Raw genomic sequence first — 14,033 nt, forward strand, 5'->3', positions numbered from 1 at the left:
TAGCAAAAACTCCCCGGCAAAGGGGAGTTTTTGCTATGATTCCATGACATTCTTTTATGTGATCGATGCTTTATAAATATCTTCAATTGACTTCGTGAGCATCGCGTTAAAGGCTTCGTCTGTTTGTTCTGCGCTTAAGTTCTCGGCCAAAGCGCGCGAGAAGCTGGCGATCAGGCCGTTATTGCGGGCCAGCCTTTCATTGGCTTCCGTTTGCGAGTATCCGCCCGACAGGGCTACAACCCGCAGCACCTGCGGATGGTCCATCAAGTCCCGGTAGAAATTGTCTTCGGTTGGTATGGCGAGCTTCAGCATAATGCTGATGCCCGGATCCAAGGCGGACAGCTGTTCCAAAATTTCATCCTTCAATAATTTCTCCGACGCCACTTTATCCTTGCTATGGATATCGACTTCCGGTTCAATAATCGGCACAAGTCCTGCCGCTGCAATCTGTTTGCCGATCGCAAACTGCTGCTCGACAACTTTCCTGATGCCTGCCGGAGTCGCTTCTTTAATCACGGAACGCATCTTCGTGCCGAAGATGTTGCGCTCAACCGCCCGCTTCAGCAAGTCATCCAGGTCCGGAATCGGCTTCAAAATCTGCACGCCGCCTTCTTCCTCTGCAAGTCCCTGATCCGCCTTCAGGAAGGTCACAATGCCCTTTTGCTCCCACAAATAATCGGCTGTAAATTGCCCGTCAATGGTCCGGTCCATCGTATTCTCAAACAAAATGGCCCCCAATATGAATTTGGAATCAAACGCAGGACTTTTAATAATCCGGGTTCTCATCTCATGAACAAGCTTGTACATCTCCTCTTCAGTCGAATAGCGGTTTTCAGGAATTCCATATTGCTGCAATGCTTTCGGTGTGCTTCCGCCGCTCTGGTCGAGTGCTGCTATAAAGCCCTTGCCTGTACGGATTCGTTCAAGTTGTGCGGTGTTCATGATGCTCTTCCTCCCTTGGATGGATGTTCATAGCAATCTTGAATGCCTTTAGTATAGCACTTTTCATCTGGTACATGCATATCTGGTGCGGGAGCGCTTAGGTCCGTAATTGCTGTTCAAGCCCCGTTTTGCTCATAAAATCTCTGTCTCCAGAGCACTTTTATATATATTCGTCCGCGAGTCCTTTTCCAAATCCCAAAAATGTATTAATATAGCACAAATACGATTCAGCATTTTGCATCTGATTGCATTTGTGCAAATGCTTATCTAAAAAGGTTATACATACGAAGGGGGATTGGGAGGATGAAATTTGTTCTGGTTTTCGGGCCGCAGGCGGTTGGCAAAATGACGGTAGGACATGAACTGGAAAACATAACGGAACTCAAGCTGTTTCATAATCATGTGACGATAGAAATGCTGCATCCTTATTTCGGCTTCAGTCCTGAAACCTGGCGTTTGTCCGATTTGTTCCGTACGGAAATATTTGAAGCTGCAGCCAAGAGTGACTTGTATGGAATGATTTTCACTTATGTATGGGCATTTAATCTGCAATCTGACTGGGATTTTGTAAATAAAATATGCCATATCTTCGAGTCTAAGGGCGGGGAAGTTTATTTTGTGGAACTGGAAGCCGATCTCGATACAAGGCTCATACGCAACCATACGCCTCACAGACTTGAGCATAAGCCCACCAAACGAAACACCGAACAGTCGGAGCATGATTTGAAGTCGTCCATGGATACGTATAGATTGAATTCACAAGAGAATGAAGTTACGAGGCAAAATTACATCCGAATCAACAACACGAATCTGACGGCAGCGGAAGTTGCCGAGATGATTAAAGAGCAGTTCAACTTGTAGCTGAAACGATAAGTTGACATTCGAATTTTATTTTCCTATACTGTCTATAACTTGATAAGCATTTATACGTTGAAAGAGCCCAGTAGCAAGCCTGGTCCCTGTTCTTAGAAAGCCGGGGGTTGATGAAACCCGGTACACACCATGCATGTGAATTACACTCTCGAGTATCCCGGGTAATGCCGGGCGTCATGGCGAACGATACATCGCCAAGAGTGGCATGACTGTCGTGTGGAGTGATCCTGCGCTGTTATGCAAACTGGGTGGTAACACGGTTATCCAATCGTCCCTGTGTCTGTATAGACAAGGGGCGATTTTTTTTCGCGCATAATGCTTCCCGAAATAACAAGAGATGATAAATATGAAGGAGAGACATGACAGTGAACATTATCGACGAACTTGAATGGCGCGACGCCATTAACCAGCAGACGGATGCCGAAGGACTCCGGGAATTAACGAATGAAAAGTCCGTCTCCCTCTACTGTGGCGTAGACCCGACCGGCGACAGCATGCATATCGGCCACCTGATTCCGTTCATGGTGCTCAAGCGGTTCCAGCTTGCCGGACACCGGCCGGTCATTCTGATCGGTGGCGCAACCGGAACGATCGGTGATCCAAGCGGCCGCCAGTCCGAGCGTTCGCTGCAGACGCTAGAGCAGGTGCAGGCTAACGTTGAGGCGCTGACTGCCCAGATGAAGAAGCTGTTCGTTACCGAAGGCGACAACCAGATCCGCATGGTGAACAACTACGACTGGACGCACAAAATCAACGTCATCGAGTTCTTGCGTGATTTCGGTAAAAACTTCAGTATCAATTCAATGCTGGCGAAAGATGTGGTTGCGAGCAGGCTGGACAGCGGCATCTCCTACACCGAGTTCTCGTACCAGATTTTGCAGTCGCTGGACTTCCACCATCTGTACCAGCATGAGGATGTGCAGCTGCAAATCGGCGGCTCCGACCAATGGGGCAACATTACGAGCGGCCTGGATTTGATCCGCCGCAAAGAAGGTTCCGAGGCCAAGGCATTCGGCTTGACCATTCCGTTGATGCTCAAAGCCGACGGTACTAAATTCGGAAAAACAGCCGGGGGCGCGATCTGGCTTGATCCGGAGAAAACAACGCCATATGAATTTTACCAATTCTGGGCCAATACCGATGACCGCGACGTCATCAAATACTTGAAATACTTTACATTCCTGTCCAAGGAGCAGATCGGCGAGCTGGCACAGAAGGTGGAAACTGAGCCGCACAAACGTGAGGCACAAAAAGCGCTGGCTGAAGAAATGACCCGTTTCGTCCACAGCGAGGAACTGCTGGAACAGGCGAAACGGATTACAGCTGCTCTGTTCAGCGGGGATATCAAATCGCTCACAGCCGATGAGATTGAGCAGGGCTTCAAGGAAATGCCGACATTCGAAGCGTCCTCAGAGCCTAAAAATATCGTCGACTGGCTGGTGGATTTGGGCATTGAGCCATCCAAGCGCCAGGCCCGTGAAGATATTACAAAAGGCGCCATCTCCATGAATGGGGAGAAGGTTACGGAGCTGGACTTCGAAGTATCGGCTGAGCATGCCATCGGCGGACGCTTCATCATTATCCGCAAAGGCAAGAAAAGCTACAGCCTGGTGAAATTCAGCTAAGAAGCAACAAGCCGGACACCATGCTCCAGCCTTACTGAAAGCACTGGTTGTGATATGGAGCTTCTAAAATCGCAAAAACAAGCCTTCCGCAGTGAGATGTGGAAGGCTTGTTTTATTGTGGTTACAGAAAAAGAAATATGCTACGTGACATATCCGCAGTACGTAATTGGCGGCCGGTGGAAGATCGTAATCTTATGGCATTTGAGTTTGGGCACCAAAAGGTTCAATGAGCTGCAACGATTGCTGCCCGGCGTCTCCAAAGGAATGCTGACTAACCAGCTGCGTGAGCTGGAAAAGGACAATCTTGCCCACAGGGAAGTATATAAAGAGGTTCCTCCAAAGGTTGAATACTCCCTGACACCGACCGGTCAGACGCTGATCCCGATTTTGAAAAGCATGGCAGAATGGGGAGAGCAGCACTACAACGCCAGCAGAAATGTAAATCAACCTTTATAACGGATATAATGAGCAGATTCGTCCTTTTCCCGCCAGCCGGAAAAAGGGCGGATTTTTGTTTGAGGAGAGCCATAAAGCATTTGAAATCCAAAAAAACCGCTTCCATACAGGCAAATTTAAAAAAACTTAATATTTTCCCTTTATTCTTTTTAATGAGTCCCCGGTATCCTTAGTGAAGGAAAGGGAAGGAGAAGCAGCTTATGAAAAAACTTATACTTGGAATTGCAGTTTTATTTTTGATTGTTTATGGCATATTCGAATTCATAGAGCGTCTTGACGCTGTTGAAAATAATGAATCAGGTGTTAAGTATGACCAGCAATTGAATCAGGATCAACCGGATCAACCAGGTCAACCGGACGAGCCGAAAAAGCCGGAAATGCTGACCATTACACCGGATCAGGCATTTAAAGGCAATCTGCTGCTCATTAACCGCAAGTATCCGGTTCCCGATAACGCTGAATTGCCGGAGATTGTGAATTTATTCAAGCGCAAAGATCTGTTGAAGGGCTTCGGTATTTTGGATAACAGCATCGAGCTGCCGCTTGACATGGTAGACAAATTTTCAAACATGGTACAAGCAGCCAAAAAGGACGGGGTCACGCATTTTCTGATCAGCAGCGGTTATCGTGATAATGAAAAGCAGCAGGAGCTGTATGAGACATTGGAGAAGGGGGTTGCCAATCCGCCTGGCCACAGCGAGCATAATCTCGGCTTGTCCATGGATATCGGGTCGTCGCTCGGGATGATGAAGGATGCCCCCGAAGGCAAATGGCTGGAGCAAAATGCCTGGAAATACGGCTTTATCCTGCGTTTTCCTGAAGACAAGAAGGACATAACGGGCGTTATGTATGAGCCTTGGCATTTCCGCTACGTGGGGCTGCCCCATAGCGCGATTATGCAAAAGCATGACTTTGTATTGGAACAATATTTGGACTATTTAAAGGAAAAGAAAGAGATTACGGAGACGATTGACGGGCAGACGTATTCGATTGCTTACTACCGGGTATCAGATCAAAATATTGAGGTTCCTTTGCATCAAAAGTATGAGCTGTCGGGCGATAATGTAGACGGTGTAATCATGACGAGCTGGGATACGGAGCTTAAAGATGCGCCGGTTGATGGTACGAAAACGGGTACAAAGGAGGGGGATGCACAATGAAACAGCATCGTGTAAACACCATTCGTATCCTCCTGTTCCTGTACTTGTGTATGCTGGTCAAAGTCATTCTGTTCAAATTTCATCCTGTCGATCTCCCCTATATGCTGCAACAGTTCAAAATAAGCTGGGACAATCCGATGCACATTATCGGACGTATGCAGAGGGGCAATCTTGTGCCCTTTGATGAAATTACACGAACATTGGACAATAGCACCAAGCATGGCCTGATCAACCTGTTTGGGAATATTGCAATCTTTGTTCCCTTTGGCATCCTGCAAGGGATACTGGGGGCGAGGAAGGGCATAACCGCGATGGAAGTTGTGATGCTGGCTTTTGCAGTAAGCCTTTGTCTGGAAAGCTCACAGGCAATTTTCTCGATGGGAACCTTTGATGTGGATGATCTCATTCTGAATACAAGCGGGGGTCTGACCGGATTTGTTATGTATACGTTGTATACCAAGCTTGCTGCGGCTCTCAGCTACCCGATCCGGACAAGGGACAACCCAATTTAACGGGGGTGAGAGGCATGAAAAAGCTGACAACTTGCCAAGTAACGCGCTCCCGTGCAAATCTGATACAATAAGAGTGATGTGAATGTCAGGCAGGGAGTGTAGATGATGAAACAAATTACAGTATTAATCGCAGACGATGATGCAGAAATTGCAGATTTGGTTGAGCTGCATTTGAACAGGGAAAGCTACCGCTGCATAAAAGCAACAGACGGACAGGCAGCGATGGATGCCATTGAGAAGTACCCGATTGACCTTGCGATTCTTGATATCATGATGCCGAAGCTGGACGGTTATGAAGTGACCAGACAAATCAGGGACAAGCATCATATTCCGATTATTTTTCTGAGTGCAAAAAGCTCGGATCTCGATAAAATTACCGGTCTCGTACGCGGAGCCGATGACTATATGACCAAGCCTTTTAATCCGATGGAGCTTGTAGCGCGGGTTAATGCCCAACTGCGGCGTTCCTTGCAATTCAGCCAGCCGGCCTCAACCGGCAAGCCTGTTGTCGAGGTGGGAGGTGTTGTCATCAATTCCGAAGAACGGACAGTTGTGGTAAACGGGAATCCGGTGGAGCTGACACCCAAGGAATTTGATATTCTGCACCTGCTAGCCAGCCATCCGAAGAAAGTATACAGCTCGGAGCATATTTTTCAGCAGGTATGGGGCGAAGACTACTATGAGGGAAATAATACCGTTATGGTCCATATTCGTACGCTGCGGAAGAAGCTTGGTGATGATATGAACAAAAACAAGCTGATTAAAACCGTGTGGGGAGTGGGATATTCATTCCATGGCTAATATGATCCGGAGTTTCCGGTCCAAAATGATTTTGCTGTTCGGGTTGAGCATGCTTTTTGCCGGAGCCATCACCTTTGTTATTTATAAGGTAGCCCAGCTGTATTATTACACGACCAAGGTTGAAGACCCCTCGACCCAAATTCGTTATTTCATCCGACAGGTCGGGGATGTCAATTTTTTCCTGATCATCTTTATTCCGCTCTCCATCTGGTTTTTCTTCCTGCTTACCAAGCGGTATGCCCTCTATTTCCGGGATATTTCCGGCGGGATTAATCAGCTTGCTTCCGGCAACTTCGACACCAAGATTCATATTGACTCCACAGATGAGTTCGGCGACATCGCCAGAGATATCAATCTGGCCGGAGAGAAGCTCCGCCAGGCGCTGGAGCGCGGAGACTTTGCCGAGAACAGCAAGGAACAGCTGGTGTTGAATCTGGCGCATGATCTGCGCACGCCGCTAACGTCTGTCATCGGTTATTTGGATTTTATTTTAAAGGACCCTAACCTGACCGTGGAGCAGGTTAGGCATTACACCTCAATTGCGTTTACGAAGTCGCGGCGCCTGGAGGGGCTGATCGATGAGCTGTTCGAAGTCACCCGCATGAACTACGGCAAGCTGAATATTGAGCGTCAGTCCGTCGATCTCAGTGAGCTGCTGCTGCAATTGAACGAGGAGCTGTACCCGGTGCTGGATAAGCACGGATTAACCTCGCGACTGTCTGTGACGCCCGGCTTGACGATCCGTGGAGACGGCGAGCTGCTGGCCCGCGTCTTTGAAAATTTGCTGAGCAATGCCTCCCATTACGGCAGGGAAGGCCAATTTATTGATATTTCCTGCGCTGTTGAAGGAGAGGAGGCTGTCGTCCAAATTACCAACTACGGCGACAGCATTTCACCGGAGGATCTGCCGCATATCTTTGATATGTTCTATACCGGAGACAAAGCGCGTACCTACCATGAGGGGAGCACGGGCCTGGGACTCTTCATTGCAAAAAATATTGTCGAGCAGCATCAGGGCAGGATTTCGGCAGAGAGCAGCCTGATCTGCACACAATTTGAGGTCCGCTTGCCGCTGGAACAACCGGATGCCAAACACAGTTAGTCTATAGCAGCCAAAAAAGACCGGTTTCTGCCCCATGGACATATTGGGGCAGAAACCGGTCTTTTTTGGCTGCCGGAACATTGATTTTCCTCGCCAGCTCCGGCTGGGGGAGTGAAGTATGCATCATTTAAATTGACCCTGATCTTGCAGGGATTCATTTAATGAAATTTTTAATTCTACCCTACGAATTGTTTTAACTGTCTCCTTTATTCTGAATACAAGAAAGACAACGAACAAACAAGGAGTGGGACATTGATGTGGACAAAAAAGCTATGGGTATTGGGGATCATCGGTGCGATTCTGACGACGACTGCATGCAGCTCCGGCTCCGGCAACGCTGCGGATGGAAATAAATCAGACAAGCCTCTTTCGGCAGACGGGAAAACGATTGTTACACTGACGATGCTGGATTCGAGCCCGTTTTATGAAGCGCTGGAAAAAAAGTTTGAGGCGAAATATCCCGATATTGATTTGCGAATCAACAGCTATCTGAAGGCCGGAGAAAACATGGACGGGGCAGCATATGAAAAGTTTAAAAAAATGACGAATACAGCTGTACTGGCAGGAAAAGGGGGGGATATTATTGAGGCAAGCGCTCTCCCGGTTAATGATTATATTGATAAAAAACTGCTTCTGGATATGGATGATTACATAAGCAAGGACAACGGGCTGGACAAGAATGATTTTCAGATGAATGTGCTGGAGTCCTTAAAGCTCAAAGGCGGGCTGTACACGATCCCTGAAGGGTATTCGATGAGAGTCTTTATCGGAGACGGGGACGTCATTGGGGATCAGAAGTTGAATGATAAGGAATGGAACTGGAAAGAATTCGCAGATGCATCGAAAGAGCTGTTGGCAAAAGTCGGACAAAGCGGCAGCAGTGCCCGTTACGCTCTGGCAAATGACCCGCCGGAGGTCGTCCTGCAATGGATCGTGATGGACAGCTATGGGGCATGGGTAGATGCCGCCGGAAAAAAAGCATCCTTCGATTCACCCGAATTCATCAATCTGATGGAAGAAATCAAAAAGATGTACAACGAGGGCATCATTACCTCCAAGCCGGCTGAGATGGGCCAGCAATTGTTTTATACAACGGTTTTGCGGTCACCGGGCGATTTTATCGAAGGGCTTCATGCTTATTTCAAAAACCCGAAGCTGCTGACCATGCCGCATAATGGCCCGGCAAGCGGAAATCGGATTATTCCGAACTCCCAGTTCGTCATTCAGGCGAAGTCCCCGGTGAAGGAGGAGGCGCTGAAATTTATCAGTTTCCTGCTGTCAGAGGAAGGCCAGTCCATTGAAGGCCGCAGCGGCTTATCATTCCTGCAATCGGTCAATTACAACAAGCTGGATGGAATTCAAGAGCAAGTAAAAAGCGGCGGCTACAAGCTGCCTGACGGCCAGTCTGTCCAGGTTGGGGATGACGATTTCGACCAGTTCAAGGATGTTTTGAAGCAAGGCGGCTCATTTGATGATCTGGATGTTCAGGTCATCAAGAGCGTATGGGAAGAGAGTACGCAATATTTTAACGGGCAGAAACCTGCCGCAGATGTCGCCAAGCTGATCCAGAACCGGACAAGTTTATATTTGAACGAATAGGGCGTCAGGATGATTTTTCCATTCTTCTGTACTGTGCTACAATAGACTTTTAATCTACTATACAGGCATGCACATAGAAGGAGAGCGAATGAAAAACTATCTGATCGTCGGAGCAAGCAAAGGTCTTGGAGATGCATTTGTGAAAGGGCTGCCTGAGCAGGGAGACCATGTATGGGTTGTCTCCAGAAGCAGGCCGGACAGCCTGGATCTTCAGGATGGTGTCAACCGGACATGGATTGGCGCAGATTTGGCGCTTCCGGGTGCTGCAAGCAGCATTGCTGAGTGTCTGCAGGGAGAGAAGATCGATGTCCTGATCTATAATGTAGGCATATGGGAGAAAGAGGGCTTTGAGGATCATTATAATTTTGATCATGATGTGCCATCGGAGATTGCTGGTATTATAAATGTAAATATAACATCTACGATCACCTGCATTCAGGCACTGTTGCCAAATGTGCGCAAGTCGGATGCAGGTAAAATTATACTGATCGGCTCCACCGCCGGGTTGGATCATACGAATAATGCCCAGGTATCATTTGTCACCTCCAAGTTCGGGCTGCGCGGCATTACGAATGCGCTGCGGGAGCATGTCCGCAAGGACGGCATTGCGGTCACTTGTGTGAATCCGGGGGAGTTGGCAGCTGAGATCCCGTATGAAGAAGGGCCGGACAAAGCGCTTGCCGAGTATGGCGGCACACGAATTCCCGTACAGGATATTGTCTCGATTGTAAAATGTATTATCAGCCTGTCCAAGGCGGCCTGCGTGAAGGAAATTCATATCCCGGCGATGACGGATTTGAATGCTTGATGGGAATTGAGGGCTTAACTGAATAGAAAAATGAGATGTTGTAAAACCGGACATGGACAGCAATAGGGATGCTGAAAATGTCCGGTTTTTTTTGGGCTCAAAATCGAAATCAGTGGTTGAAACGGAACGTCGAAGCAACGCTGCGAGAAAGAGGGGATTTCCGATCGCTGTTGTTCCCAGATTTCCTGTATTCCTCCCTGTACGTGGTTGAAATCCGCGAACAAAGGGTGAGTTTATAATCGAGATTAATACATCCCCCTAGGCTCTACCATATGAAAATAAAAGACCGTGCACTGTGAACTGAACTGCACCCACCTTGATCCTGAATTCCATCGGACTGAGGCCGTTTAGTTTTCTCTGTAATCGTTTGTAATTATAGAACTGGATGTATTCCTAAATGTCACTCTGCTGATTTTGTATGGTGAATTTTTTTAATTCCAATATCAAAAAGGAAGCAAAGTAAACTGAAAATGACCTAACTGCTACAACAGTTGTAAATCCGAACTCTTGGTTTTGGAAGTTCGGATTTTATTTAATTACCCCTACGATAAAAAAATATCCAAAAAAAAGTCTTTTTGTCGTAATATAATAAAAAAGGGTTAATTAGGGGAGAGAATATGATATTGTTTAATACTAATCATTTAAAGGTTTATAACTATATTATTCATCATTTTTTAGAAGTAGAGATTTTCAATGGAGATAAAGACATAGATATTGGAGATAAACTTGAAATAATTTTACCTAAATATTTGTTCAGAGAACAATATCAAAAGTGTGAAAAAATCTTTGAGGAATTATTTAGATGGACAGAAGACGAGTTTTACCACAGCATGAGCGCTTTTCACGAGTTAGCTTTGTATAATTTCCTTGATTATCTGGCAGATATGAGAGAAGATATGGAAGAATTTGATGATATATATTTTGATGATAAATGTCATTCATTAATTAATGAGGCTAGTCGATTAGTCTTTAACGAATATAAAGAATATGACGAATTTAACGATATGTCATTGGAAGAATGCCAGGATAGTTATTATGATATTTTTAATTATTCTGATGATTTATTCGAGGAGACAGATTTTTTATTAATTGATAAATTAATTAATAGCCGTAAGCTTGGTAATACCAATTTAGAAGAATATCTAGGCATTAATATAGACTTTTATTATGACATTTTACCGTTAGATATTCAGAATGAGTATAAATCCAGCCATATCACACTTTCAGGTGAAGTTTCTGGAATGCTTAATTATATTGAACATAGAATTAAATTTGGGAGTTTATATAAATTATTTTGGGAAAACGATACTCCCATTTTAGAAGAACGTATACAATTAATTTTAGAAAATATTATGGATGCATATTTTTATAATCAAGAAATTGATATTACTAGAGAAGCTTTATTGGGTAATGGTAAAGTAGACTTTAAACTGTATAGAAATAAAAAAGAAGATGAAAAAGTATTAATTGAAATTAAAAGAGCAAGCAGTTCATATTTAAAAAAAGGATATGAAAAACAATTGACAGATTATATGTTGTCTACAAATTATAAAAACGCATTTTATTTAATTGCATGTTTTACTGATAGCGAGTTTCGAAAAGCAGAGCAATTTATTAGAAATCATGTCTACACCGATACAATACAATTGTATATAAATATATCCATATTAGATTTACGTAAGCGCAAGACTGCTTCTGCTTCATAAATTTTGTTGGAAAAATAAATTCAGATGAAAGTTATGAAATTGCGGCAAATCTATAACTTGCAGGAGTCGTGTCTGGAAAGTGAACCAAAGTCACGAATAAAGAACATCGGTGCTTTCATAGGAATTTTCCCAAGACACGCCCCAGAAGAGTTTCAATTGGAAGTAACAAAGTGGAATTTTTTAATAGTATATTTCGGAGGGGTGTTATTGATGAGGAGCGCTAAAGAAGCTGGTAACTTCCCATATGGCATGAGTACAGTTTGTTATTTTGAGGTAGATAAGAATGGGAATGTGTCGCGGGTTTATCATAAAAATAAGTCGGATAGGCCGAAGGTTCTGGAGGCATATCAAAGGGTTATGAATAAAACCACAACATTGTATGCTGTGTGGCCAGGAAATTGGAAAAGTGATTTATTTATCATTGATGATCTTGACGCTTTTGCAAAGGAATTTAACTTTATTTGATCGATTACCATCCTACTTCACCTTGAAGTGAATCGCGTTCAGAAATTCAACCGCATAAACGCTCTGCAGCGGGCGATTCTGCTATTCTTTGATGAGCGGCACGATCTTATTCGTCACATTGGAGATCATCGTCGGTGAGACGTCGAGGCCGTACAGCTGTTGCAGGTGGTCTTGAATCTCTCGCGTGCTGACACCTTTGGCGTAAAGGGCAATGATTTGATCTTCAATGCCGGTTACGTTAGATTGATGCTTCTTGACAACGACAGGTTCAAAATCGCCTTGACGGTCCCGTGGCACCACGATTTCCTGCTCGCCGTATTCGCTCGCGATCGTTTTCTTGCTTTTTCCGTTACGGCTGTTCGTTGTCTGTTTGTTTTTCACGTTGTGTTTCTCACGTCGTGTTTCTCGTAACCCAGATGGGTGTCCAGTTCCGCCTCAAGCATCTCTTGGATCGTCTCCACAAAGAGGTCTTTGAGCGCGTTTTGTGCGTCCTGGGCGGTAACCAGTTTATTCTCCTTGATAAATGCCCGAAGTTGTTCTTTTGACCACAATCCCATTTGTGCCCCTTCAACCTTTCTATTGCCTTCCATTTTAATAGGTTTTGGAGTTTACGCAATTTAGTTTACAGACTCCAGCCATTCAATCAAGATTCGGACATCCCATGAAGAAAGAGGCTGATCTTTGGATCAGCCTCTTTCTTCATTCTTGTTGTAATTTTTAACAACCTACTGTTCGGTTTTATTTTGTTATTTGAACTTATTAGCCACGTCCTCAGAACTTCCGATCCTGATACGGGAGTCCGGCACCGTCTTCACAGTAGGTTTTTAGACTATATAAGAACATAGCCCAATTATAGTTGCAGGAACGATAGAAGTTGGTGATTTCCCTCCAATTTGAATGCCGCAGAATGACGTCGGTTTTGCCGTTTTTCTCGTTCAATTCAAAGGATACTGTAGTACCAACCCATTCCGGATCTGATTCCGTACATAACCATTCAATTCGTTTTGAAGGGGTTAGCTCCACAATCTGCATCTTCGTCAAATCGTCGTCACCGAAGTGAAATTCATTGAACGCTCCGACCTGCCTATAGACCGTTAGCTTACGGGTCCACACTTCAGATAACCCTTGGCTTGAAATTAAAGCTTTGTATATTTCTGTGGCGGGTACATGAATCGTTTGCAATTGCTCGATATTTGCCATGAATTACGACTCCTTCTTTTTGAATTTATCTAAATTATATCAATAGGGGTAACAAAGGTTTCTTATAGATTGCGATAAAAACAGATTTAAAAAATAACGGATATATGCTGTAGCGCATATCCCCTTTAGCTTCGCTTGATCGTACAATAAACCTGGAGCTGATTTGCTCCTTTCATCGGTATATTCTACTGCCACTAATATGTTATACTAGCAAAAATCACTAGAAAAAGTAGCATTTATTGCAAAGAAGTGGGCAATCATGATGAACCTTTACGGATGAAGATCAGATCGCCGAATGGTCGAGGACAGCCGTAGTCGAAGCTGTACACGCGGGAATCGTCATTGGATACGAGGACGGCAGTTTCCGGCCAAATAGCAAGATTACGCGTGCCGAGATGGCTTTGATGATCGCACGGGCTCTCAAGCTTCAGCTTGATGCCGGGGCCTCAACGCCATTCATCGATGATGAAGCGATTCCGGGATGGTCTATCGGAGCGGTGGAAGCCATTCGCCAGCTGGGCATTGCAGGTGGCCGCGGCGGAAACCGGTTTGCACCCAACGAAACGGTCACACGTGCGGAAGGCACAGTGATGCTGCTTCGGATGTTGGAACATAATTAACAGGGATTAGCTTTTGTGAATTAGTCCGCTTGATCCCAGCCGAATATTTAAGCCAGGGAGTTGTCCGCCCCATTGCCACAATTAGGGGACAGCTTCTTTGGCCTGTTTTGCCGCTGCATGCCCTGTACAGACCCGCCCAGGGCGAACGATTAAGTGCCATGCTC

Annotated in this window: 15 protein-coding genes, 2 pseudogenes and 1 other annotated feature; of the genes and pseudogenes, 13 read left to right on the forward strand and 4 right to left on the reverse strand. The window is 45.4% G+C overall.

Annotation, left to right across the window (positions count from 1 at the left end; all coding sequences use genetic code 11):
• Window positions 1–54 precede the first annotated feature (54 nt).
• Window positions 55–942, reverse strand: a complete 888-nt coding sequence (locus tag H583_RS0121855; protein ID WP_028562331.1) for a fructose bisphosphate aldolase — start codon at window positions 940–942, stop codon at window positions 55–57.
• Window positions 943–1,245: 303 nt separating this feature from the next.
• Between H583_RS0121855 and H583_RS0121860 the strand changes: the two genes are divergently transcribed.
• The 9 genes from H583_RS0121860 to H583_RS0121905 all read left to right on the forward strand — a co-directional run bounded on the left by H583_RS0121860 (window position 1,246) and on the right by H583_RS0121905 (window position 9,878).
• On the forward strand, window positions 1,246–1,803 hold the full coding sequence (locus H583_RS0121860) for a DEAD/DEAH box helicase family protein (protein WP_028562332.1): 558 nt from the start codon (window positions 1,246–1,248) through the stop codon (window positions 1,801–1,803).
• Window positions 1,804–1,863: 60 nt separating this feature from the next.
• Window positions 1,864–2,094 (forward strand) — a binding site (T-box leader).
• Window positions 2,095–2,180: 86 nt separating this feature from the next.
• Window positions 2,181–3,440 (forward strand): tyrosine--tRNA ligase, encoded by a 1,260-nt coding sequence (gene tyrS / locus H583_RS0121865; protein WP_028562333.1) that lies wholly within the window; start codon window positions 2,181–2,183, stop codon window positions 3,438–3,440.
• A 117-nt stretch (window positions 3,441–3,557) separates the two neighbouring features.
• Entirely contained in the window at window positions 3,558–3,896 is a 339-nt protein-coding gene (locus tag H583_RS0121870; protein WP_245585964.1) for a winged helix-turn-helix transcriptional regulator, read from the forward strand.
• Window positions 3,897–4,096: 200 nt separating this feature from the next.
• The gene (locus H583_RS33880; protein WP_081667430.1) at window positions 4,097–5,056 is read left to right on the forward strand and encodes a M15 family metallopeptidase; all 960 of its coding nucleotides are present in this window, start codon (window positions 4,097–4,099) and stop codon (window positions 5,054–5,056) included.
• Complete coding sequence (locus H583_RS0121880) at window positions 5,053–5,568, forward strand: VanZ family protein (protein WP_028562335.1); 516 nt, start codon at window positions 5,053–5,055, stop codon at window positions 5,566–5,568. The genes H583_RS33880 and H583_RS0121880 overlap by 4 nt, the downstream gene beginning before the upstream one ends.
• Before the next feature lie 105 nt (window positions 5,569–5,673).
• Entirely contained in the window at window positions 5,674–6,369 is a 696-nt protein-coding gene (locus tag H583_RS0121885) for a response regulator transcription factor (RefSeq protein WP_028562336.1), read from the forward strand.
• Entirely contained in the window at window positions 6,362–7,471 is a 1,110-nt protein-coding gene (locus H583_RS0121890) for a sensor histidine kinase (protein WP_028562337.1), read from the forward strand. Before H583_RS0121885 ends, H583_RS0121890 begins: the two co-directional genes overlap by 8 nt.
• Window positions 7,472–7,726: 255 nt before the next feature.
• A complete protein-coding gene (locus tag H583_RS0121900; RefSeq protein WP_028562338.1) occupies window positions 7,727–9,070 on the forward strand; it encodes an ABC transporter substrate-binding protein in 1,344 nt (447 codons plus the stop codon).
• A gap of 88 nt (window positions 9,071–9,158) precedes the next feature.
• Window positions 9,159–9,878, forward strand: coding sequence for an SDR family NAD(P)-dependent oxidoreductase (locus tag H583_RS0121905; RefSeq protein WP_028562339.1), 720 nt, complete (start codon window positions 9,159–9,161; stop codon window positions 9,876–9,878).
• A 258-nt stretch (window positions 9,879–10,136) separates the two neighbouring features.
• Here H583_RS0121905 and H583_RS36225 read toward each other — a convergent pair whose 3' ends face one another.
• Complete coding sequence (locus H583_RS36225) at window positions 10,137–10,265, reverse strand: IS3 family transposase (RefSeq protein ID WP_081667480.1); 129 nt, start codon at window positions 10,263–10,265, stop codon at window positions 10,137–10,139.
• A gap of 236 nt (window positions 10,266–10,501) precedes the next feature.
• On the opposite strand from H583_RS36225, the gene H583_RS0121910 reads away from it, so the two are divergent.
• Window positions 10,502–11,584 carry a hypothetical protein gene (locus H583_RS0121910; RefSeq protein ID WP_154665958.1) on the forward strand — a complete coding sequence of 361 codons (1,083 nt, stop codon included), beginning with the start codon at window positions 10,502–10,504 and terminating at the stop codon, window positions 11,582–11,584.
• 24 nt (window positions 11,585–11,608) lie between these two features.
• Window positions 11,609–12,049 (forward strand): hypothetical protein, encoded by a 441-nt coding sequence (locus tag H583_RS35555; RefSeq protein ID WP_051236826.1) that lies wholly within the window; start codon window positions 11,609–11,611, stop codon window positions 12,047–12,049.
• Between the two features lie 15 nt (window positions 12,050–12,064).
• Here the strand turns inward: H583_RS35555 and H583_RS36230 are convergent.
• Window positions 12,065–12,606 (reverse strand): annotated as a pseudogene (locus H583_RS36230) (transposase); the annotation flags it as partial.
• Between the two features lie 214 nt (window positions 12,607–12,820).
• The gene (locus H583_RS0121930) at window positions 12,821–13,249 is read right to left on the reverse strand and encodes an SRPBCC family protein (protein ID WP_028562342.1); all 429 of its coding nucleotides are present in this window, start codon (window positions 13,247–13,249) and stop codon (window positions 12,821–12,823) included.
• A 278-nt stretch (window positions 13,250–13,527) separates the two neighbouring features.
• Here H583_RS0121930 and H583_RS38175 point away from each other — a divergent pair.
• Both H583_RS38175 and H583_RS0121935 read left to right on the forward strand, forming a co-directional pair.
• A pseudogene (locus tag H583_RS38175) lies at window positions 13,528–13,638 on the forward strand (S-layer homology domain-containing protein); the annotation flags it as partial.
• Window positions 13,639–13,653: 15 nt separating this feature from the next.
• The gene (locus H583_RS0121935) at window positions 13,654–13,869 is read left to right on the forward strand and encodes an S-layer homology domain-containing protein (RefSeq protein WP_028562343.1); all 216 of its coding nucleotides are present in this window, start codon (window positions 13,654–13,656) and stop codon (window positions 13,867–13,869) included.
• Window positions 13,870–14,033 lie beyond the last annotated feature (164 nt).

The organism is Paenibacillus pinihumi DSM 23905 = JCM 16419, from assembly GCF_000422505.1.
Lineage (GTDB): Bacteria > Bacillota > Bacilli > Paenibacillales > Paenibacillaceae > Paenibacillus_D > Paenibacillus_D pinihumi.

Bases quoted from the DNA above. Each gene is read 5' to 3' on its own strand.
- H583_RS0121855 (WP_028562331.1), bottom strand. From the start codon at position 942: ATGAACACCGCACAACTTGAACGAATCCGTACAGGCAAGGGCTTTATA.
- H583_RS0121860 (WP_028562332.1), top strand. From the start codon at position 1,246: ATGAAATTTGTTCTGGTTTTCGGGCCGCAGGCGGTTGGCAAAATGACG.
- H583_RS33880 (WP_081667430.1), top strand. From the start codon at position 4,097: ATGAAAAAACTTATACTTGGAATTGCAGTTTTATTTTTGATTGTTTAT.
- H583_RS0121880 (WP_028562335.1), top strand. From the start codon at position 5,053: ATGAAACAGCATCGTGTAAACACCATTCGTATCCTCCTGTTCCTGTAC.
- H583_RS0121885 (WP_028562336.1), top strand. From the start codon at position 5,674: ATGAAACAAATTACAGTATTAATCGCAGACGATGATGCAGAAATTGCA.
- H583_RS0121890 (WP_028562337.1), top strand. From the start codon at position 6,362: ATGGCTAATATGATCCGGAGTTTCCGGTCCAAAATGATTTTGCTGTTC.
- H583_RS0121900 (WP_028562338.1), top strand. From the start codon at position 7,727: ATGTGGACAAAAAAGCTATGGGTATTGGGGATCATCGGTGCGATTCTG.
- H583_RS0121905 (WP_028562339.1), top strand. From the start codon at position 9,159: ATGAAAAACTATCTGATCGTCGGAGCAAGCAAAGGTCTTGGAGATGCA.
- H583_RS35555 (WP_051236826.1), top strand. From the start codon at position 11,609: ATGAAAGTTATGAAATTGCGGCAAATCTATAACTTGCAGGAGTCGTGT.
- H583_RS0121930 (WP_028562342.1), bottom strand. From the start codon at position 13,249: ATGGCAAATATCGAGCAATTGCAAACGATTCATGTACCCGCCACAGAA.
- H583_RS0121935 (WP_028562343.1), top strand. From the start codon at position 13,654: ATGATCGCACGGGCTCTCAAGCTTCAGCTTGATGCCGGGGCCTCAACG.